Origin of the sequence: Stackebrandtia nassauensis DSM 44728 (assembly GCF_000024545.1) — a bacterium.
In the GTDB taxonomy this organism is placed as follows: Bacteria; Actinomycetota; Actinomycetes; order Mycobacteriales; family Micromonosporaceae; genus Stackebrandtia; species Stackebrandtia nassauensis.
Map to the genome: position 1 here is coordinate 978,525 of NC_013947.1, position 19,787 is coordinate 998,311.

Consider the following 19,787-nt stretch of genomic DNA (forward strand, 5'->3'; position numbering starts at 1 on the left):
TCCGGTGTTCGTTTCCAGACCGACAACTAAGGAAAAAACCGTGGGTACGTTCAGCCCAAAGCCAGGCGACATTGAGCGCCAGTGGCACGTCGTCGACGCCGATGACCAGGTGCTCGGCCGACTTGCCAGCCAGGTCGCGCAGCTGCTGCGCGGCAAGCACAAGCCGATCTACGCGCCGCACGTCGACACCGGTGACTTCGTCATCGTCGTCAACGCCGAGAAGATCGTGCTGACCGGCAACAAGCGGGAGCAGAAGATCGCCTACCGGCACTCCGGTTACCCGGGCGGTCTGAAGAAGACCCCGTACTCGACGTTGCTGGACACCAAGCCCGAGCGCGCGATCCAGCTGGCCGTCAAGGGCATGCTGCCGCACAACAAGCTCGGCCGCAAAATGTTGACCAAGCTGAAGGTGTACGCGGGTACTGAGCACCCACACGCCGCCCAGCAGCCACAGCCGTTCGAGATCAAGCAGATCGCGCAGTAGGGCGCGGGCGGAAAAGGAAAAACGAGATATGAGCGAAATGACACCAGCCGTTCCGGCTCCCACCTCCGTGCCCGCCGCGCCTCCGGTCGCCCCGGCGATCCCGGTCGACCGCCCGGTGCAGACCGTCGGACGCCGCAAGCGCGCCATCGTCCGCACCCGCCTGGTGCCCGGCACCGGCAAGTTCATCCTCAACGGGAAGACTCTCGAGGGTTACTTCCCCAGCAAGGTCCACCAGCAGATCGTCGCCGAACCGCTGGTCACCACCGAGCGCAGCGAGACCTACGACGTCATCGCGAACCTCAAGGGCGGCGGCGTCACCGGCCAGGCCGGTGCGCTGCGTCTGGGCATCGCCCGGGCCCTGATCGAGCTCGAGCCCGAGTCGCGCGGCCCGCTGAAGCGCGCCGGCTACCTCACCCGTGACCCGCGTGAGAAGGAAAGCAAGAAGTACGGTCTGAAGAAGGCCCGCAAGGCGCCGCAGTACTCCAAGCGTTAATCAGCTTCATCGGGGCCAGGAGCTTTATCGCTCTTGGCCCCGATTTCCGTATCCGCGCTTGTTGAAGGGAACCTTCTGTGGGACGACTGTTCGGCACCGACGGGGTGCGAGGACTGGCCAACGCCGACCTCACGCCGGAACTGGCGATGTCCATCGCGCAGGCCGCCGTCGGGGTGCTCGCCAGACCCGGCACCCCCGCGACCGTCGTGGTCGGCCGGGACCCGCGCGCGTCCGGCGAGATGCTGGAGGCCGCCGTGTGCGCGGGGCTGACGAGCGTCGGCGCCGACGTGGTCCGGGTCGGCGTGCTGCCGACCCCCGCCGTCGCCTACCTCATCGGCGCCACCGGAGCCGCCTTCGGGATCATGCTGTCCGCCAGCCACAACCCGATGCCCGACAACGGCGTCAAACTGTTCGCCGCCGGTGGCGAGAAGCTGTCCGACGACACCGAGAACGCTGTCGAAGCGGCCATGACCGGCACCCCCGCCCGCCCCACCGGCGCCGGGATCGGCCGCGTCACCGACCTGACCGACGGCGCCGACCGGTACATCGAACACCTGCTGTCCTCCCTGCCGCACCGCCTCGACGGCGTCCACATCGTCGTCGACTGCGCCAACGGCGCCGCCTCCCACGTCGCCCCCGAGGTCTACCGCCGCGCGGGCGCCACGGTCACCGCGATCTGCGCCGAACCCGACGGCCACAACATCAACGACGGCTGCGGCTCCACCCACCTCGACGTGGTCCGCGCCGCCGTGGCCGAACACGGCGCCGACCTGGGCATCGCCCACGACGGCGACGCCGACCGCTGCCTGGCGGTGGCCGCCGACGGCTCCGACGTCGACGGCGACCAGATCATGGCCATCCTCGCGGTGGCGATGAAAGAAGCCGGAACTCTGGCCAACAACACCCTGGTGGCCACGGTCATGAGCAACCTCGGTCTGCACCAGGCCATGCGCGACAACGACATCGACCTCCTCACCACCGCCGTCGGCGACCGCTACGTCCTGGAAGAACTCGGCCGCGGCTCCCACAGCCTCGGCGGCGAACAAAGTGGACACATAGTCCTCCCCGCCCACGCGACCACCGGCGACGGCCTCCTCACGGCCCTGCAACTCATGGCCCGGCTCGCGGCCACCGGCAAACCCCTCGCCGAACTCGCCACGATCATGCGCCACGCCCCCCAGGTCCTCATCAACGTCCCGGTCACCGACAAGTCCATAGTCAACAGCCCCATCGTCCGCCAACGAGTCGCCGACCACGAAGCGGTCCTCGGCGACGACGGCCGCATCCTGTTGCGCCCCTCCGGAACCGAACCCCTCGTCCGCGTCATGGTCGAAGCCGCCACCGCCGAACAGGCCCAAGGCGTGGCCGAGGACATCGCCGCCGCCGTCTCCGCCTGACCACCCCACCGATTTGACCCGGCTGGCTACAGTCCGGGCATGACGGACCCTTCGCCGCCCCCGAACTTCGCCACAACAGCCCAGCACCTGGCCGCCCGGTACGCCGATTGGGCCGCCGCCAACGAGTTCCAGTACGCGTACACCCGAACCACTCCCCACCCCGCCGCCACCTCCCAACGGGGCTCGCCGGACGTGAGACTCGTGCTGCACCGCGTCCACCTGTTCGACGGCGCCCATCGCGGCCTGGCGGTGTCGATGTCCCAGCTCAACGAGATCGACAGCTTCGACACGGCGCTCGTCAACGCCCTGTCCCACGAGCTGACGCTGCGTCTGCCCGGCCCCCGCCCCACTCTCCAGATCGGACACGAGGGCCCACTCAGCCCGCTGTGGCGGGTCCTGGGCATGGGGGACAAGACATACGGACACGACGGCTTCGACCGGAAGTTCCGGGTCAGCACCGACGACACCCGGTTCGCCCGGGACTTCCTCACGCCGGCGACCATGGCGTGGCTGCTGGAGCACCCCATCGCCGATGTGGGCACCTTCCATGTCAAAGACCGGGCGCTGAGGCTCAGCATCCCCGGCCCGCTGGGGCCGGTGTCCGGACTGCCGCCGAAACTGGAGTTCCTATACGAGCTCCACCATCGAATGCCCGTCGCCTGACCGGCGCGGCTAATCTGGGGTCGCGTGGAGATCATCTGTTTGCTCGGGGCGATGTTCCTGATCATCGCGATTGTGGCTCTGATCCTGATGGCGGTGTTCAGCCATCAGAAGGCCAAGCAACGCGAGACCGAACGTCGGCAGTGGGCCGCCGCCAACGGTTTCCACTACGTCCCGGGCTTCGTCAACCTCCCCGACGCGTCCATTCGCTCGCCGTTTCGCAGCAGCGGCCGCAACTCCAACTTCTTCGAGGGCGGCTTCCACGGGCATCGGGCGCGGGCCTTCGTCCACACCTACACGACGACCCGCAGGGACAACGAAGGCAGACGGCAGGAACAGGTCCACCGCTACGCGGTGGCCGCGGTCGCGCATGCCGCCGGGCCGAACCTGCACCTGGACATCGCGCCCCAGGGAATCTTCGGACGATTGGCCGACAAGCTGGGGTTCGGGGTGCTCACCGGCGATGTCGAGTTCGACCGGGCGTTCAAGGTGCGCTCCGGCGACGAGTTCCAGGCCCGGTCGGTACTGCGTCCCGAAGCCACCGCGTGGATCAGCCAGGACCCGCGTTTTCGCAACTCGGCGGTGCGGTTCGAGTACGGCTGGGTGATGGTCTGGTATCCCGGCCACCTGAACGTCGGGCACCTGTCCCTCCAGTTCGCGTTCCTGGCCGACATCGCGTCCCGACTGCGGGCCTAGGCGATCAGGCCTTCGCAGATTCCCGGACAGTCGCTTGCGTGCGTCGAGGCGATCGAGGTCGGGGGCTGAGGAGGCGACGGAGTGGCGGCGGCTGGCTATCGTCGGTTGTGTGACGAACCCCTACGCGTCCGGTGACGAACAGTGGACCGTGCCGGACGGGCTGCACCAACCGGAGCAGGAGGAGACGTTTCCGCAGTCAATGGCGACGCCGCACGCGGCCAGCACGTCGCAGTACCTGGTCTACGAGCACTGGGGTGTCTTCAAAGGTGACTGGCGCGGGTTCCCGGTGCTGTGCTTCAACGTGTCCGTCAGCGACCGGATCTCGGGGCCGATACCCAGCATGGACTCGCACACGCTGGCCGTGGAGTTGCCCGTGGTGTGCCCGCTGTTGTCGATCAGTCCGGCCACCGCGCTGCGGCCGGTCCGGCGGCTGTTCGGTTTCGGCGGAACCCGGTTCGGGCACGACGGGTTCGATCGGCGGTTTCAGGTTGATACGTCGGACAAGGAGTTCGCGCGTCGGGTGCTGGGACCCGCGACGACGTCGTGGTTGCTGGAGCATCCGGTCGCCGCGGCGAACCCGTTCCGGTTCGAGGGCGTGCTGTTGTTGATGTCGAACTCGGGGATCATGGGTCCGCCCGAGATCGTGGCGCCCAAGCTGCAGTTCCTGTGCGAGCTGTACACCCGGGTGCCGCCCGGTTGTTGGACGGCCGACACGTAACCACCCATCCGCTGCTCGGCGATCTATGCCATCGGCGACAATCGTCGGCGTGGATCATCTACCAATCAATCACCACCTGCGCCCGCTGTACCGAGTGCTCGCGTTTCTGACCGGGGTCTACATCCTGGTGTTCGGCATCCTCGGCTACGTGAAGTCAAAGGGCCTGGAGACCTTCGCCCAACCCAATGACGCCGATCTGCCCCGGGTGCTGTGGCTGGACGCCAACCCGGCGTTCTCCATCCTGTCGATCGTGGTCGGCGCGGTCGTGGTGCTGGCGGTCATCGTCGGACGCAACGTCGACTTCTACGTGAACCTGCTGGCGGGATCGGTGTTCCTGCTGGCGAGCATGGCGATGATGGCGCTGCTGCACACCGACCTCAACTACCTGGGCTTCACGATGGCGACCTGCATCGCCTCGATGATTCTGGGCCTGATCATGTTCACCGCCGGTCTGTACGGCCGGGTGGGTTCGTCCGAGCGGGAGGCCGCCGCCGAGGCGCACCGTCACGGGCAGACGGTCACCGACCACTAGTACGTAGCGAGACTTGAGGGCGCGACGGCGCCGCCGGTGGGGAACCACCGGCGGCGCCGTTTTCGTGTGTGGGCGTCAGCGCTGCTGCCGCTTGGCGGCGAACAGTTGCAGGACACCGGAGGCCGCGACGATGACGGCGGCGGAGATGTGGATGCCGAGGGCGGCGGCCAGGCTGCCGCCGTAGGACAGCACGATGCCGGCGTCGAAGACCGGCATCACGGCCATGGCTAGCAGGGCCAGGCCGGTGGCCTTGGGCTGGCGGGCGAACACCAGGGCCAGGACGGTGAGGCCGATGCCGATGTCGCGGCCCCCCTTGACGTTCAGGAAGGCGGACGCGTCGGCGCCGGGCCAGCTGGCCTCGGGCAGGCCGAAACCGGCGGCGTTGCCGAGCGGGTCGATCAGGAAGCCGATGCCCATGTAGATGAGGAAGGCGGCGACGAGAAGGGTGAGGACGGTGGCGATGCGGCGGAGGGTCACGACGAATCCTAGGGGTAGTAGATTTTCTAGCGTTGCTAGCTTCTGTGGCAGACATTAACACGAGCATTGCTCGAATGTCTAGCAGTGCTAGGATGTGTTCGTGAGCACTCAAACCCGCAAGGAACGCGAACGCGCGCAACGGCACCAGCTGATCATCACCACGGCCCGCGAACTCGCCGAGGCCGACGGCTGGGACGCGGTCACCACCCGCAAGCTGTCGGAACGCATCGAGTACAGCCAGCCGGTGCTGTACAGCCACTTCAAGGGCAAACGCGCCATCATGGACGCCGTCATCCTGGAGGGGTGCGCGGAACTGGCCGTGCTGATGCGGGAGGCGCGCACCCGGGCCCGTCGGCCGGACACCGCCCTGACCGCCGTCGCCGACGCGTACATGGACTTCGGCCGCGAGCACCCGGCGACCTTCGACGCCATGTTCACGCTGCCCAGCGACCTGCCCTTCGGGCCCGAGGCCCCGCAACCGCTCAAGGACGCCTTCGCCGAGTTGTACGCGGTCTTCTCGCCGCTGGCGGGCAGCCGTGACCCGATGGTGTTCACCGAGGTCGGCTGGAGCGCCATCCACGGCGTGGCCGTCCTGGACCGCAGCGGCAGGCTGCCGCCCCAGGACGCCAACAAACGGCTGTCGATACTGGTCAAACAGCTGCTGGCCCCCGAGCCGGGGGACTAGTCCTGCTTCGGGCGCTGCCCCAGTTTCGGTTTGGTCTCCAGGTTGTGCAGGCCGTTCCAGGCGAGGTTGACCAGGTGCGCGGCCACCGCCTCCTTCTTCGGCTTGCGGACCTCCAACCACCACCGGCCCACCAGCCCCACCATCCCGACCAGAGCCTGGGCGTACAGCTCGGCGAGCTTGGGGTCGAAACCGCGTTCCTTGAACTGCTTGCCGAGGATGCCCTCGACCTGGTGGGCTACATCGTTGAAAACGCTGGAGAAGTTCCCCGAACCCGACATGACCGGCGAGTCCCGCACCAGCACCCGGAACCCGTCGGTGTCACCCTCGATGTAGTCCAGCAGCGCCAGCGCGGCCTGCTCGACGAGCTCGCGGGGGTGGCCGCCGGTCAGGGCCTTGGTGATGCGGTCGAGCAGGGCCCGCACCTCGCGGTCGACGACCACGGCGTACATGCCCTCCTTGCCGCCGAAGTGCTCGTAGACCACCGGTTTGGAAACCTTGGCGCGCGCGGCGATCTCCTCGACGCTGGTGCCGTCGAAGCCGCGTTCGGCGAAAGCCCGCCGCGCCACCATGATCAGCTGTTCTCGGCGTTGCGCTGAGGACATCCTGACCCGGCGGGCGACGGGCTTGCTGCTGCTGTCGTTCACGCTCGTAGTCTGTCGTACTTTCCCGACATCTTCTTCTCGAGCCGCTGACGTTTCGGCCACCGGACCTCGTCGACCCAGCCGAACTTCTCGAAGATCCAGATCAGGCGGGCCGAGGTGTCGATCTGACCGCGCATCACGCCGTGGCGGGCGCAGGTCGGGTCGGAGTGGTGCAGGTTGTGCCAGGACTCGCCCATGGACAGCAGGGCCAGCGGCCAGAAGTTCGCGGCCTTGTCGCCGTCCCGGGTGGCGAAGGGGCGTTCACCCCACACGTGGCACACCGAGTTGATGGACCAGGTGACGTGGTGCAGGAAGCCGATCCGGACCAGGCTGCCCCACAGGAACGCGGTCAGCGCGCCCTGCCAGGACCAGGTGACCAGACCGCCGACGATGGCCGGGGCCAGCAGCGTGGTGGCGAACAGCAGGCCGAACATGTTGTCGACGCGGCGGATGTCCTTGTCGGCCAGCAGGTCGGGGGTGAAGCGCTCCGGGTTGGTCATGTCGCGCTTGAACATCCAGCCGACGTGAGCGTGCCACATGCCCTTCATCAGGGCGCCGAAGCTGGTGCCGTAGCGCCACGGCGAGTGCGGGTCGCCCTCCTTGTCGGAGAAGGCGTGGTGGCGGCGGTGGTCGGCGACCCACTGGATCACCGAGCCCTCGGCGGACAGTGAACCCGCGACGGCCAGCGTGACCCGCATCCAGCGCTTGGCGCGGAACCCGCCGTGGGTGAAGTAGCGGTGGAAACCGACGGTGACGCCGAAGCCGGAGACGTTGTACATGACGACCGCGATGGCCAGGTCGATCCAGGAGACGCCCCAGCCCCACAGCAGCGGGATCGCGACGGCCAGCGCCACGAACGGCCCCAGAACGACGAACCACAACCCCATCAGGGTGCCCGTGCTCTGTTTGCCGACGGTGAGGGGTTTGGGTTCCGGGGCAGTTCGCTCCCCGACGGGAGCTGTCTTTCCGGATTCGGTGCCAGTGAAGGTCGTCATGGCGTCCTCGCAGGTAGGGACGGGAGAAATGGCCTTGGTTGAAGATCACTTCCGGTTACCGACGCAACCGTAACCTACGGAACCGTAGGAAGTAAGTAGGGAATCCCCCACCATTTCGGGCCAGTTACCTCGATGCGAGCCGCCGTCATCGCGCCTTTCGCCGGGCGGTTTCGTCGGACGCGAGGAGTTCGGCGAGCCGGTGGGTGTCGGCGAGGTAGCGCTCGTAGGGGAAACCTGCCGCGACGAGCGCCGCGCGGAACTCGTCGTACAGCGGCTTTCCGGCGGCGTGGAAGGCATCGCGGCCGTCCTGGTTGAGCCGGACCAGCCGCCGCCGGGCGTGCGCGGGGTCGACGGTGATCCGCACCAGACCGTCGGCTTCGAGCGGCCGCAGCGCCCGGCTGATCGCCGGGTCGGACACCGACAACGCCTGCGCGAGCCGATGCTGGGTGGTCGGCTCGATCTCCTCCAGCGCGCCCAGGAGCCGGATCTGGCTGTAGGTCAAGCCGTCACGGTCGTCGGTGCGCCGCCGGGCGGCGTCGCCCAGCAGCGTGACCACGCGGTGCAGCAGGTCGGCGAGTCCGTCATCCACGTCACGATCCTACCAGAGTGTTGACTGGTTAATATTAACTAGGTAAGAATGGAAGCATGACCACCTTCTCCGACCAGACCGACGGGACCCGCACGGCCGCCGCCGAGCGGCTGTCCATGTTCGTCGACGCGGTGATCGCGATCGCGCTCACCTTGCTGGCGCTGGAACTCCCCGTTCCCACCGGCGACACCACCGACGCCATGCTCCGTTCGGCGTCGGCCCACAGCAGTGAGTACCTGGCCTTCGGACTCGGCTTCGTCGTGATCGCCGCCCACTGGCGCGCCCACCACGAGATCTTCCGACACGTCCACTCGCTGAGCAACCGCCTGGTCAGCCTTACCCTGGTCTGGCTGTTCATGCAGGTCCTGATGCCGTTCGCGACCCGGGTGATCACCGCCGAGGGCGCCCTCCCGCCCCGGTTCAGCCTGTACGCGATCGTGCAGGTCCTGGCGTCGGCCTCGTTCGCGCTGATCATCCGGGAGATCCGACGCGAACACCTGCACCGCACCGAGGACCCGCCGCGCGAGTTCGCCCAGAGCCTGGTGCGCAGCATCTGCCTGGCCACCGTGTTCGCGCTGTCCGTTCCCGTCGTGTTCCTGACCGGAAGCACCCTCGCGTACCTGTGCTGGCTCGCCGCGCCGATCGTGCTCGCCGTCGCCAGCCGCGTCCGGCGCCGCGCCGTCAAGTCGCCCCGCACCGCGTAGTCCGAGCGAGGGGTTCCGCGTTCGCCGAACTTTTTTCGGACGCCGGGCGTTCCTGCGGCGGGAGCACACTCGTATACCCGGGTGCGACAGACACCGAGGAGAGCGATGCGGCCCGAGGCGAGAGCGGAATACCACGAGTACGTGGCCGCGCGGACCGACGCCATGCGCCGGTTCGCGTATCTGTCGTGCGGCGACTGGCATCGCGCCGAGGACGCGGTGCAGGAGGCGTTCGTCAAGCTGTACAAGGCCTGGTCGCGGGCCAGACGCCACTCGCTGGACGCCTACACCCGCCGGATCGTCGTCAACGCGCTGATCGACGACCACCGCAAGAGCTGGTTCCGGCGGGAGCGGCCCCGCGAACGGTTGCCCGAGACCGCCTACAACGACGACGACGGCACCGAACGGATGGCGATCATGGACGCACTGAGTCAGCTGCCCGTCAAACGCCGCACCACCCTGATACTGCGCTACTGGGAGGACCAGTCGGTGGAGCAGACCGCCGCCATCATGAACTGTTCGGTTCACACCGTGAAGAGCCAGACGGTCCGCGGCTTGCAGACGCTGCGGCTGCTGCTGACCGAGACCGTCGGCGAGATCACCGAGGAGGCGGTGTCATGAGCCCCGACATTCGCTGGACGCTGTCCAAGACGCTCCCCAACCGACTGCCGTCGACCTCGTGGGACAGCCACGAGCTGGAGGCCCAGGCGGAGCAGTCCATCCGGCGCCGCAGGCTGGGCGGCGGCGTCACCGCGGTCGTGTTGCTGGCCGCCGCGCTGCTGGCCTCGCTGACCCTGTTTCCGCACGCGGGCACCGATGTCCCGGCCGGGAGCCGGACGCCGAGCCTCCCGTTGCCGAAACTCGACGACGGGAAGCAGTACACCTGGTTTCCGGACACGTATTCCAGCACCAAGACCAAGGCCACCCAGAAGATCACGGCCGACCTGTGGGACCACCTGGACGAGCACCACCCCCAGCTGCGACTCGGCAAGATTCCCGAGGGATCCGATCCGATCGTCGTGCGCCTCCAACGGCAACTGTGGACGGCGGTCGAAACGGTCGGGGAATACGAAGGGGGACCCGAGGTCGACGGCTCGAAGAAGGTGCACGAGCAACCGGTGTACACGTTCACGCCGAACCCGAAGTTCGACGGCGTCCCGTTCGACACCGACGCGTCCGACTTCGACGAGTCACTCGCCGTCGTCGTCTATCCCAAGGACGGCTACAAGCCCGGAACCGCGGACGTCTCCGGCGATCCCGAGCTGCCGCCGCGGCCGGAGTTCCTCGTCGAAGGCTGTGAGGACTACAAGGCGAAGGACTTCGAGAACCAGTTGGTGGAAACCGAATTCTCCTGCTCGCACCCCGATGCCGCCCCGAAGCGGGACGCCGTGGCCGTGAAGCGAACCGTGACCCATTACGAAGAGGACGGAAACCGGATCTCCGAAGTCTGGACCACCAACTCCGTCGTCCTGTACCGCGACGACGGGACGGCGGTGAAGGTCTCCATGACCCTCACCACCCCGAAGCCCATCGACCCGTCCTTGAGCATCACCGAGCTGCTGCGGATCGCCGAAGCGATACCCGACGTGCCCGTCTCCTGAACTCGTTGCCTCCGCAGCGAACCCTGACCGCGCGAACCCGCGCGTGAACCCCCTTGTGAAAGGAAGCTCCGTATGAAGCTGTCCGCGAAACAACGCCGACGCTATCTGCTGCTGCCGATCCCGGCCGTCGCCGCCGTCGCGATCGGCGCGGTGTTCGCCAGTTCCGCGATGGCCGAGGCCGCCGCTCTGGAATGGACACTCACCAAAACCCCCGACCTGGGCGAAAAGTACTCGCTGTCCGACGTCCACGCGATCGCCGAGAACGACGTGTGGGCCGTCGGTGAGACATACCACCCCGACAAGGCCGTCGCGCTGCACTGGAACGGAAAGGAGTGGGAAGACTCCAAGGCCCCGGAAGGGTCGAGCCTGTCCGATGTCTCGTCCGTCGGTGAGGACGTGTGGGCGGTGGGAGCCGCCGACGACAAGTCCACACTCACCGCCCGGTGGGACGGGAAGGCGTGGGAGGCCGTGCCGAGCCCGCAACTCGAGCTCCCCGACGATTCGAGACCGCGACTCGGCTCGGTGCACGGCGTCGCCGCCGACGATGTGTGGGCGGTGGGAGGCAGCACCGGTCCCATGTACCCGGAGGGGACCACGCCGATCCTGCAGCACTGGGACGGGACCGAATGGTCATTCATGGATGTTCCGTTGCCCGAGGGCGCCGTGGACGCCGGGCTCTCGGCGGTGCGGGCCCGCGCGGCCGACGACGTGTGGGCGCTCGGCGCGACCTTCGACGCGAAAGAGGTCATGTCGCCGCTGCTGCTGCACTGGAACGGCAAGGAATGGTCGACACGTGACCTGCCGATCGCCGAAGCGCTCCCTCAGGACATCGCCTTCACCGAGGACGGCCGGATCTGGCTGTCCGGAACGGTGCTCCCCGGCAGTACCCCGTTCGACGGCAAGCCGCTGATGGTGGTCGGTGACGGCAAGACCTGGAACCAGCTCGAAGTCCCGGCGGAGAAACAGTCACTGCCCTCGATCACCCCGGACGGCACCGGCGGTGTCGTGGCCGTCGGCGGTGACGGCGACAAGGTCATGGTCGTCCGCAGTGACGGCGAGACGGTGACGAGGGAGGCTGCTCCCGCCGTCGAGGCGGAGTTCTCCTACCTGGAGGGCGTGAGCGTAGTCCCGGGCACCGAAACACTGTGGACCGTCGGCTTCCTCGACAAGTTCGCGGCACCCGTCGCGGCCCACACCACGTGAGCCGCGCGGACGGGCCCCGGCTCGCCCCGGGGCCCGTCCCGCACGAAGAACACCGCACACGGCCCCCGTATCCGGCCCGGCGATGCCCGGGCCCCACCGCGTGAGTGGACACGGCAAGATAGAGCCCATGTCCGCAACAGTCGTCGGTCGAGTGAGGCGTCGGTAGTGCACCCGGTGATCCCGTACGTGCTCGCCGCGCTGCTGTTCGGCGTGGGTGTCTACGGTGTGCTGGTCCGCCGCAACGCCGTCCTCGTGCTCGCCGCCGTCGAGCTGATGCTCGGCGCCGTCAACCTGGTGCTGGTGACCGCCGACGTCGCACCGCTGACCGGTGAGGGCGGTGGCTACACCGGACAGTCGTTCGCGCTGTTCGTCATCGTCATCGCCGCCGCCGAGATCGGGGTGGGCCTGGCGCTGGTGCTGCACCTGTTCCGGCTGCGCGGCAGCATCGACACCGAGCGGATCGACGCCGAGGACGACGAGCGCGAGGTGGCGACATGATCGCCGCGACCTGGGCGCTGCCGCTGGTGCCCGCGCTGCTGGCCGCCGTCGGGCTGCTGACGCCGCTGCGTATGCGCCGGGTCGCCGCCGGGCTCGGGCTGGCCGGTTCCGGGATCGCGCTGGCAACCGCCGTGGCGCTGCTCGTCATGGGCGCCAAGCAGACCAGCGCGAACAACCTGATCGACTTCGGTGACGTCGAGGTGGGCCTGAGCGTCCACATCGACCCCAAGGTGTCGGCGGTGGCCGTCGCCGTGACCACGGTGGCGCTGCTGGTGCAGCTGTACTCGATCGCGTACCTGCGCGGCGACGAACGCTACGCCCCCTACGCCGCCCAGGTCGGCCTGTTCACCGCCGCGATGCTGCTGGTCGTCGTCGCCGACGACCTGGTGCCGCTGCTGGTGGGCTGGGAGGTCATGGGCGCGTGCTCGTACCTGCTGATCGGGCACGACCGTGAGCTTCCCGAGGCACCCACGGCAGCCGTGAAGGCCTTCGTCGTCACCCGGGTGGGAGACATCGGGTTCCTGCTGGGCGTGGTGCTGTTGGGCGTGCACGCGGGAACCTTCAACATCACCGAGATACTGCGCGGCGTTCCCGAGCTGGACGGTGGCGTACTGCTGGCCGCCGGGCTGCTGATCCTGGCCGGAGCCGCGGGTAAGAGCGCCCAGTTCCCGCTGCACACCTGGCTTCCCGACGCCATGGCCGGTCCCACCCCGATCTCGGCGCTGATCCACGCCGCCACCATGGTCGCCGCCGGAGCCTACGTGCTGTTCCGGCTGCTGCCGATCTACGCCGCCCAGCCGGTGTCCACAACGGTCATCGCGGCGGTCGCCGCCGTCACGATGGTGCTGGCCGCCTGCGCCGCCCTGGCCGCCGACGACCTCAAACGGGTGCTGGCCTGGTCGACCGTCAGCCAGGTCGCGTTCATGTTCGGCGGCATCGCGGTCCTGGCCCCGGACGCGGCGCTGTTCCACCTGCTGAGCCACGCGGCGTTCAAGGCGCTGCTGTTCCTGTGCGCGGGCGCGGTGATCCACATGGTCGCCAGCAACCTGATGAGCCGGATGGGCGGACTGCGCTCCGGCGCGCCGGTCACCTTCTGGACCATGACGCTCGGATTCGCGGCCCTGGTGGGGGTTCCGCCACTGGCGGGCTTCTGGAGCAAGGAGTCCATACTGGGCGCCGCCTTCGAGTCGACGACCCCCGCGGCCAGCCTGGTGTGGTGGGCGGGCCTGCTCACCGTCGCGCTGACCGGCGCCTACGCCACCCGCGCCTGGCTGCGCACCTTCTTCGGCCGGACCCGCACCCCCGACGCCCACATCCACGACCCGGAACCGCTGATGCGCTGGCCGCTGATCGTGCTGGCGGTGCCCACCGTCGGCGTCGGGCTGCTGGCCTTCGGCGGCATCCTCACCGACCTGCCCGCGATCCACGTCGGCCCGCTGGCGATCGTGCTGCTGGTCTCGGCGCTGGGCGTCGCGGCGTCCTACGCGCTGTGGCGGCGCGACCCGGCCGCCGACCCCGCCGCCGCGCTGGGCCCGGCCCGGCCGGTCTTCGAGCGGGCCTTCTACTGCGACGAGGCCCAGGACGCGCTGGTGGTGCGCCCGACGCTGCTGGCCGCCCGGCTGGCGCGCCGCGCCGACGAACGGCTCGTGGACGGCGCCGTCGAGAACAGCGGCACCCTGACCACGACACTCGCGCGCCTCACCGCCACCGCCCACACCTTCGGTGTGCCAAGGCATCTGCTGGCCACCCTCGCCGGAGCCGTCCTCATCGGACTCGTCGGCGTCGCCGCTTACTGGGGGGTGCTGTCGTGAAGGCCGTACTCGTCGCCGTCATCGCGCTGCCCGCCCTGGGGGCCCTGGCCGCCATGGCCGGACGCCGCAGCGGCGAACGGTTCGCGAAGTGGATCGCGGTCGGATTCGCCGCCGCCGGGCTCGTCGCCGCCGCCGTACTGCCGCTGGGCGCGGGCGACGGTCCGATGTGGCACCGGCTGAACCTGCCGTGGGCCGAGACCATCGGGCTGCGCTTCGACCTCGGCGTCGACGGCGTGTCCTACCCGCTCATCGTCCTGACCGCGCTTTTGACGCTGCTGTGCTGCGTCCACACGCTGCTGTACGAACCCGAGCGCGGCCGAGGCGGCGTCCTGTCCGCGCTGCTGCTGGTGGTCGCCGCCGGGATCATCGGCGTGTTCACCGCCGCCAACCTGGTGGCGTTCTTCGTGTTCTTCGAACTGGTCCTGCTGCCGATGTGGGCGATCATCCACTGGTGGGGCGGACCGAAACGCCAGCACGCGGCCCTGAAGTTCGCCCTGTACACATTGCTGGGTTCGCTGTTGCTGCTGGCCGGGATCTTCGTCGTCGGCGGCACCTCCGGCACCGGCGACCTCGTCGCCCTCACCGAAGGCGCCGCGGCGAAACTGCCCGCCGGAACCCAGCTGCTGGCCTTCGCGCTGCTGACGCTCGGCTTCGCCGTCAAAGCACCACTGTGGCCGCTGCACACCTGGCTCCCGGACGCCCACACCGAGGCACCCACCGTCGGATCGGTGATCCTGGCCGGGGTGCTTTTGAAGATGGGCACCTACGGCATGGTCCGCGTCAGCCTCGGCGTCGCCCCCGACGGCGCCGCCCAGGCCGCACCCGTCCTGGGAGTGCTGGCCGTGGCCGCGATCCTCATCGGAGGACTGGTGTGCCTGGCCCAGACCGAACTCAAACGGCTCATCGCCTACTCCTCGGTGGGGCACATGGGATTCGTCGTCCTGGGCATCGCCACCGGGACCGCCTCGGGTATCAACGCCGCCCTGTACGGCAACATCGCCCACGGCCTCATCACCGGGCTGCTGTTCTTCCTCGCCGGAGCCGTCAAGGACCGCACCCACTCCGGAGAACTGGCGCGACTGGGCGGACTGCGCAACGTCGCCCCCGGCCTGGCGGGCGTCCTGGGCTTCACCGCCCTGGCCTCGCTGGGACTGCCGGGCCTGGCCGGGTTCTGGGGTGAGGCCTTCGCCGTCTACGGCTCGGTCACCGCCGCCAAACCACTGTGGATCGTGCTGGCGGTGCTGGCCGCGTGCGGCGCCGCCCTCGCCGCGGTCTACCTGCTTCGGTTGCTGCGCCTGGTGACCCACGGCCCCAGCTCGCCGTTCATCGCCGGGCTAGGACCCGCCGCCGCCCTCAAACGCGGCGAGATCGCCGTGTGGGCACCCATCATCGCCGGGATCGTCGTGTTCGGACTCGCGCCCTGGCTGCTACTGGACACCTTCGCGTCCCCGCTGCTGGAGGCGGTGATCGGCAAGTGAACACCCAGGCCATCGACCACGTCGCGCTGCTGCCGGGCTACCTGGCCGCCGCCACCGCCGTGCTCGCCCTGCTGACCGACCTCGTATTCGCCCGCCGCGCCGCGGTCCTGGCCGTCACCGGCCTGGGCGTGCTCGCCACCGCCGTCGGCGCCGTATGGGTCGCCAGCCTCGGCGAACGCCAGACCTTCTGCACCGACGACGGCTGCTCCTACGTCACCAGCCGACCCGGCGCGCTCGTGGTCGTCGTCCTGTGCGCGCTGACGCTGGCCGTCCTCGGCCTGTCCGCCCCGACGCTGCGCGACACCGACGGCCCACCCGTGGGGGAGTACACCTTCCTGCTGGCCTGCTCGCTGACCGGCGGCGTCCTGCTCGCCTACGCCCGCGACCTCATCACCCTCGTTGTCGCCCTGGAAACCCTCACGCTGCCGCTGTACGTCCTGGTCGCCATGCGCCGCAAGGAAGAGCGCAGCGCCGAAGCCTCGGTGAACTTCCTGCTCGTCTCGGTCGCGGCCTCCGCGCTGACCCTGTTCGGCGCCGCGCTGCTGTACGCCGTCACCGGCACCGTCCAGCTCACCGCGCTCGCGTCCGCACTGGACGGTGACACCATCCCGCTGACCGCCGCCGCGGTCGCCCTCGTCGTCACCGGCATGGCCTTCAAGGTCGCCGCGGTCCCGCTCCACGGCTGGGCACCGGGCACCTACGACGGTGCCCCGCTGCCCGTCGCGGCCTACCTGTCCACCGCGTCCAAACTGGGCGGTGTCGTGGCGCTGGTGTGGGTGCTGACCATCGGCCTGAAACCGGTGCTGCCCATCGCCGGGACCGTGCTGGCGGTGCTCGCCGTGGCCACCATGACAGTCGGCAACCTGGCCGCGCTGCGCCAGACCCGCGCGGTGCGGCTGCTGGCCTGGTCGTCCATCGCCCAGGCCGGATACCTGCTGGCCCCCCTGGGCGCGTTGGCCGCCGCCACCGGCCCCGCGACGGTCCGCGCCGCGGCCACCGCCGTCATCGGCTTCGCCGTGTTCTACGCGGTCATGGAACTGGCCGCGTTCGCCGCCCTCATCGGCCTGCGGGGACGACACCCCGACGGCGGCGAGCTCACCGACTACACCGGCGCCGCCCGCCGGTCGCCGCTGACCGGCGCCGTCCTCATCCTGGCGCTGACGGCACTGGCGGGACTGCCGCCGGGCCTGGCCGGACTGTTCGCCAAGATCACCGTCATCTCCGCCGTCGCCGGTGCCGCGCCGTGGCTGGCGGTCGTCATCGCCGTCAACGCCGTGATCGGTCTCGTGTACTACCTGCGGTTCTCGGTCCTGTTGCTGCGTCCCGGTTCCGTCGGCGCCGCCCCCGCACCCTGGCCGGTGGCCGCCACCGTCGCGATCTCCGCCGTGGTGGCGCTCGTCGTGGGCTTCGCGCCGCAGCTCATCCTCGGGCTGGCCTGACCCCACGGCCGGATTGCCGGACGTCGGATGTCAACCTCCGACGGCGATCCAGACGTCTAGAAGTCAGTGAGTACCCGCCGTGGCCGTCGAGCTCTACGCCCCCCACGCTCACCGTGGTGGGCCAAAGCCATGGTCATCGTCGGATCGGTGCTGATGGTCGCCTCCGGGACGGTCTTCGTCTCCGTCAAGGTCATGTTCGACAAGATCAACACGGCGGTGGGCGAGAAGTGCCTGTTGGGCGACTGCGACGCCGAACCCGGTGGCGACATCAAGGGGCCGTTGGACTTCCTGCTCGTCGGTTCCGACATGCGCGACGGCTGGAGCGCCGCGCAGTCCGACTCGATCATGATCCTGCACATCAACGAGAACCTCACCAACGCCCAGATCGTCGCGATCCCGCGCGACCTGTACGTCCCGATCGTCGGCACCGACTGCGGCGGCGGACAATCGTGCCGGAACAAGATCAACGCCGCCTTCGCCCAGGGCGGCAAGGATCCCGAGAAGTCGATCACCAGTCTCGCCAAGACCCTCACCGAGCTGACCGGCGTCGACTTCGAGGGCGCGGGCATGATCAACTTCGGCGGCTTCACCGACCTCGTCGACACCCTCGGCGGCGTCGAACTGTGTCTGCCCTTCGAGATGGAAGTGCGCCACTCCAAGAACGAGAAGTACCCGCCCGGCCCCAACAAGGGACGCATCTTCCCGAAGGGCTGCAAGGAATACGGCAAGAAGGACGTACTGCCGATCGTGCGGGAACGCTACGCCTACGGGCCCAAGACCCCCGGCTGGACCGAGGAGTGGGGAGTCAGCGACTACGGGCGGCAGCGCATGCAGCAGCACTTCATCAAACAGCTGCTGAAGAAGGCCAAGGCCGAGGGCTACATCTCCGACCCCACCAAGGTGGGCACCCTCATCGAGGGCATCGGCGACCAGGTGCTGCTGGATCTGCGGGGCCACTCGGTCGTCGACTTCGCCTTCGCGCTGCGTGGCATCAAGGCGGACCGGTTGGCGACGCTGCGGGTGCCGTCCGGGACCCAGGACACCGACGTGGGCGACAGCGTCGTCATCAAGCCCGGGGAACAGGAGCAGGCCGCCGAGGCCCTCTTCTCGGCGATGCGGGACGACGAACTGGGGAACTGGGCCGAGGACTACCCCGACTGGGTCAACTCCGGCACCTGAACCGGCCGCGTCGCGCCCCCGGCCGTTGATCGCCGGGCGGGTCGGTGTCCGTAATTTAGCCGTCGATAAGCTCTTGCCATGCGCTATGTCAACTCTGTCGTCGACCTGATCGGCAACACCCCGCTGGTCAAGCTCAACGCCGTCACTGAGGGCATCGAGGCCCTGGTGCTGGCGAAGGTGGAATACGTCAACCCGGGCGGCAGCGTCAAGGACCGCATCGCCACCCGCATGATCGAGGACGCCGAGAAGGCCGGGCTCCTCAAACCCGGTGGCACCATTGTGGAGCCGACCAGCGGCAACACCGGTGTCGGCCTCGCCATGGTCGCGCAGCAGAAGGGCTACAAGTGCGTCTTCGTGTGCCCCGACAAGGTCTCCGAGGACAAGCGCAACGTCCTCAAGGCCTACGGCGCCCGCGTCGAGGTCTGCCCCACCGCGGTCGCCCCCGAGGACCCGCGCTCCTACTACAACGTGTCCGACCGGCTGGTGGAGGAGATCCCCGGCGCCTGGAAACCGGACCAGTACTCCAATCCGGCCAACCCGCGCTCCCACTACGAGACCACCGGCCCCGAACTGTGGGAGCAGACCGAGGGACGGCTCACCCACTTCGTCGCGGGCATCGGCACGGGCGGCACCATCTCCGGCATCGGCCGCTACCTGAAGGAACAGGGGCCGGTCAAGATCGTCGGCGCCGACCCGGAGGGCTCGGTCTACTCTGGCGGCACGGGTCGCCCTTACCTGGTCGAGGGCGTGGGCGAGGACTTCTGGCCCGACAACTACGACCGCCAGGTCTGCGACGAGATCGTCGAGGTCTCCGACGCGGCGTCCTTCGAGATGACCCGCCGGCTGGCCCGCGAGGAGGGCCTGCTGGTGGGCGGCTCCTGCGGCATGGCCGTGGAAGCGGCCCTCGACGTCGCCCGCCGCGCCAACCCGGACGACATCATCGTCGTGTTGCTGCCCGACGGTGGCCGGGGCTACCTGTCCAAGATCTTCAACGACGACTGGCTCACCGAGTACGGCTTCCTCAGCGCCGGTACCTCCGAGACCACGGTGGCCGACGTCCTGGCGGGCAAGGGCGCCGACATCCCCGAGTTCGTGCACGTCCACCCCACCGACACGGTCCGGGACGCGATCGCGATCCTGCGCGAATACGGGGTCTCCCAGATGCCGGTCCTCAAAGCGGAACCGCCGGTCGTCACGGGCGAGATCGCTGGCGCGGTAGCCGAACGCGACCTGCTGGACGCGTTGTTCACGGGCACGGCGCACCTCCACGACCCGGTCGAACGCCACCTGAGCGCGGGCCTACCGCTCATCGGCGGCGGCGAACCCGTCGAACACGCGGTGAACCTGCTGGCCAAGCACGACGCGGCCACGGTCCTGGTCGACGGCAAACCGCGAGGCATCGTCACCCGCCAGGACCTGCTCACCTACATCCAGGGCAAGTAGCGCGACCAGCCCGCTGGCCCGCCCCGTCGCCAAGCGACGGGGCTCGCCTCGGGGGCTGCCGCTTGGC

Annotated in this window: 22 protein-coding genes; 18 read left to right on the plus strand and 4 right to left on the minus strand. The window is 68.9% G+C overall.

Going from position 1 to position 19,787, the window contains the following annotated elements:
- Positions 1-40 precede the first annotated feature (40 nt).
- The 7 genes from rplM (at position 41) to SNAS_RS04580 (ending at position 4,980) form a co-directional block, all read left to right on the plus strand.
- Positions 41-484, plus strand: coding sequence for a 50S ribosomal protein L13 (gene rplM / locus SNAS_RS04550; protein ID WP_013016204.1), 444 nt, complete (start codon positions 41-43; stop codon positions 482-484).
- Positions 485-512: 28 nt separating this feature from the next.
- Positions 513-977 (plus strand): 30S ribosomal protein S9, encoded by a 465-nt coding sequence (gene rpsI, locus SNAS_RS04555; protein ID WP_013016205.1) that lies wholly within the window; start codon positions 513-515, stop codon positions 975-977.
- Between the two features lie 77 nt (positions 978-1,054).
- Positions 1,055-2,374, plus strand: coding sequence for a phosphoglucosamine mutase (gene glmM / locus SNAS_RS04560; protein ID WP_013016206.1), 1,320 nt, complete (start codon positions 1,055-1,057; stop codon positions 2,372-2,374).
- Between the two features lie 39 nt (positions 2,375-2,413).
- Positions 2,414-3,037: a hypothetical protein gene (locus SNAS_RS04565; RefSeq protein WP_013016207.1), complete on the plus strand. Its 624-nt coding sequence runs from the start codon at positions 2,414-2,416 to the stop codon at positions 3,035-3,037.
- 24 nt (positions 3,038-3,061) lie between these two features.
- Complete coding sequence (locus SNAS_RS04570; protein ID WP_144300396.1) at positions 3,062-3,730, plus strand: hypothetical protein; 669 nt, start codon at positions 3,062-3,064, stop codon at positions 3,728-3,730.
- A 109-nt stretch (positions 3,731-3,839) separates the two neighbouring features.
- Positions 3,840-4,448, plus strand: coding sequence for a hypothetical protein (locus SNAS_RS04575; protein ID WP_013016209.1), 609 nt, complete (start codon positions 3,840-3,842; stop codon positions 4,446-4,448).
- Positions 4,449-4,497: 49 nt separating this feature from the next.
- Positions 4,498-4,980, plus strand: a complete 483-nt coding sequence (locus tag SNAS_RS04580) for a DUF4383 domain-containing protein (protein ID WP_041624550.1) — start codon at positions 4,498-4,500, stop codon at positions 4,978-4,980.
- Between the two features lie 75 nt (positions 4,981-5,055).
- Here SNAS_RS04580 and SNAS_RS04585 read toward each other — a convergent pair whose 3' ends face one another.
- Positions 5,056-5,457 (minus strand): DUF4267 domain-containing protein, encoded by a 402-nt coding sequence (locus tag SNAS_RS04585; RefSeq protein WP_013016211.1) that lies wholly within the window; start codon positions 5,455-5,457, stop codon positions 5,056-5,058.
- 100 nt (positions 5,458-5,557) lie between these two features.
- On the opposite strand from SNAS_RS04585, the gene SNAS_RS04590 reads away from it, so the two are divergent.
- Positions 5,558-6,142: a TetR/AcrR family transcriptional regulator gene (locus SNAS_RS04590; protein ID WP_013016212.1), complete on the plus strand. Its 585-nt coding sequence runs from the start codon at positions 5,558-5,560 to the stop codon at positions 6,140-6,142.
- Here the strand turns inward: SNAS_RS04590 and SNAS_RS04595 are convergent.
- The 3 genes from SNAS_RS04595 to SNAS_RS04605 all read right to left on the minus strand — a co-directional run bounded on the left by SNAS_RS04595 (position 6,139) and on the right by SNAS_RS04605 (position 8,367).
- On the minus strand, positions 6,139-6,744 hold the full coding sequence (locus tag SNAS_RS04595; RefSeq protein ID WP_083787322.1) for a TetR/AcrR family transcriptional regulator: 606 nt from the start codon (positions 6,742-6,744) through the stop codon (positions 6,139-6,141). The genes SNAS_RS04590 and SNAS_RS04595 overlap by 4 nt on opposite strands.
- 38 nt (positions 6,745-6,782) lie before the next feature.
- Positions 6,783-7,778 (minus strand): acyl-CoA desaturase, encoded by a 996-nt coding sequence (locus tag SNAS_RS04600; protein WP_013016214.1) that lies wholly within the window; start codon positions 7,776-7,778, stop codon positions 6,783-6,785.
- A 145-nt stretch (positions 7,779-7,923) separates the two neighbouring features.
- Positions 7,924-8,367: a MarR family winged helix-turn-helix transcriptional regulator gene (locus SNAS_RS04605; RefSeq protein WP_013016215.1), complete on the minus strand. Its 444-nt coding sequence runs from the start codon at positions 8,365-8,367 to the stop codon at positions 7,924-7,926.
- Between the two features lie 56 nt (positions 8,368-8,423).
- Between SNAS_RS04605 and SNAS_RS04610 the strand changes: the two genes are divergently transcribed.
- From SNAS_RS04610 to SNAS_RS04655, 10 genes are all read left to right on the plus strand, one after another.
- Entirely contained in the window at positions 8,424-9,071 is a 648-nt protein-coding gene (locus SNAS_RS04610; protein WP_013016216.1) for a TMEM175 family protein, read from the plus strand.
- Positions 9,072-9,176: 105 nt separating this feature from the next.
- Positions 9,177-9,689 (plus strand): SigE family RNA polymerase sigma factor, encoded by a 513-nt coding sequence (locus SNAS_RS04615; protein WP_013016217.1) that lies wholly within the window; start codon positions 9,177-9,179, stop codon positions 9,687-9,689.
- On the plus strand, positions 9,686-10,669 hold the full coding sequence (locus SNAS_RS04620; protein WP_013016218.1) for a hypothetical protein: 984 nt from the start codon (positions 9,686-9,688) through the stop codon (positions 10,667-10,669). Before SNAS_RS04615 ends, SNAS_RS04620 begins: the two co-directional genes overlap by 4 nt.
- Before the next feature lie 72 nt (positions 10,670-10,741).
- On the plus strand, positions 10,742-11,872 hold the full coding sequence (locus SNAS_RS35630) for a hypothetical protein (protein WP_013016219.1): 1,131 nt from the start codon (positions 10,742-10,744) through the stop codon (positions 11,870-11,872).
- Between the two features lie 165 nt (positions 11,873-12,037).
- On the plus strand, positions 12,038-12,370 hold the full coding sequence (gene nuoK, locus SNAS_RS04630; RefSeq protein WP_013016220.1) for an NADH-quinone oxidoreductase subunit NuoK: 333 nt from the start codon (positions 12,038-12,040) through the stop codon (positions 12,368-12,370).
- Positions 12,367-14,181, plus strand: coding sequence for an NADH-quinone oxidoreductase subunit 5 family protein (locus SNAS_RS04635; protein ID WP_013016221.1), 1,815 nt, complete (start codon positions 12,367-12,369; stop codon positions 14,179-14,181). The genes nuoK and SNAS_RS04635 overlap by 4 nt, the downstream gene beginning before the upstream one ends.
- Positions 14,163-15,659, plus strand: coding sequence for a complex I subunit 4 family protein (locus SNAS_RS04640; RefSeq protein WP_041625581.1), 1,497 nt, complete (start codon positions 14,163-14,165; stop codon positions 15,657-15,659). Before SNAS_RS04635 ends, SNAS_RS04640 begins: the two co-directional genes overlap by 19 nt.
- Complete coding sequence (locus tag SNAS_RS04645) at positions 15,656-17,098, plus strand: NADH-quinone oxidoreductase subunit N (protein WP_013016223.1); 1,443 nt, start codon at positions 15,656-15,658, stop codon at positions 17,096-17,098. Before SNAS_RS04640 ends, SNAS_RS04645 begins: the two co-directional genes overlap by 4 nt.
- 129 nt (positions 17,099-17,227) lie before the next feature.
- Complete coding sequence (locus tag SNAS_RS04650; RefSeq protein WP_013016224.1) at positions 17,228-18,277, plus strand: LCP family protein; 1,050 nt, start codon at positions 17,228-17,230, stop codon at positions 18,275-18,277.
- A 78-nt stretch (positions 18,278-18,355) separates the two neighbouring features.
- Positions 18,356-19,720 carry a cystathionine beta-synthase gene (locus tag SNAS_RS04655; protein WP_013016225.1) on the plus strand — a complete coding sequence of 455 codons (1,365 nt, stop codon included), beginning with the start codon at positions 18,356-18,358 and terminating at the stop codon, positions 19,718-19,720.
- Positions 19,721-19,787: the final 67 nt, after the last annotated feature.

Bases quoted from the DNA above. Each gene is read 5' to 3' on its own strand.
- rpsI (WP_013016205.1), top strand. From the start codon at position 513: ATGAGCGAAATGACACCAGCCGTTCCGGCTCCCACCTCCGTGCCCGCC.
- SNAS_RS04565 (WP_013016207.1), top strand. From the start codon at position 2,414: ATGACGGACCCTTCGCCGCCCCCGAACTTCGCCACAACAGCCCAGCAC.
- SNAS_RS04595 (WP_083787322.1), bottom strand. From the start codon at position 6,744: ATGTCCTCAGCGCAACGCCGAGAACAGCTGATCATGGTGGCGCGGCGG.
- SNAS_RS04600 (WP_013016214.1), bottom strand. From the start codon at position 7,778: ATGACGACCTTCACTGGCACCGAATCCGGAAAGACAGCTCCCGTCGGG.
- SNAS_RS04610 (WP_013016216.1), top strand. From the start codon at position 8,424: ATGACCACCTTCTCCGACCAGACCGACGGGACCCGCACGGCCGCCGCC.
- SNAS_RS04615 (WP_013016217.1), top strand. From the start codon at position 9,177: ATGCGGCCCGAGGCGAGAGCGGAATACCACGAGTACGTGGCCGCGCGG.
- SNAS_RS04620 (WP_013016218.1), top strand. From the start codon at position 9,686: ATGAGCCCCGACATTCGCTGGACGCTGTCCAAGACGCTCCCCAACCGA.
- SNAS_RS35630 (WP_013016219.1), top strand. From the start codon at position 10,742: ATGAAGCTGTCCGCGAAACAACGCCGACGCTATCTGCTGCTGCCGATC.
- SNAS_RS04635 (WP_013016221.1), top strand. From the start codon at position 12,367: ATGATCGCCGCGACCTGGGCGCTGCCGCTGGTGCCCGCGCTGCTGGCC.
- SNAS_RS04650 (WP_013016224.1), top strand. From the start codon at position 17,228: ATGGTCATCGTCGGATCGGTGCTGATGGTCGCCTCCGGGACGGTCTTC.
- SNAS_RS04655 (WP_013016225.1), top strand. From the start codon at position 18,356: ATGCGCTATGTCAACTCTGTCGTCGACCTGATCGGCAACACCCCGCTG.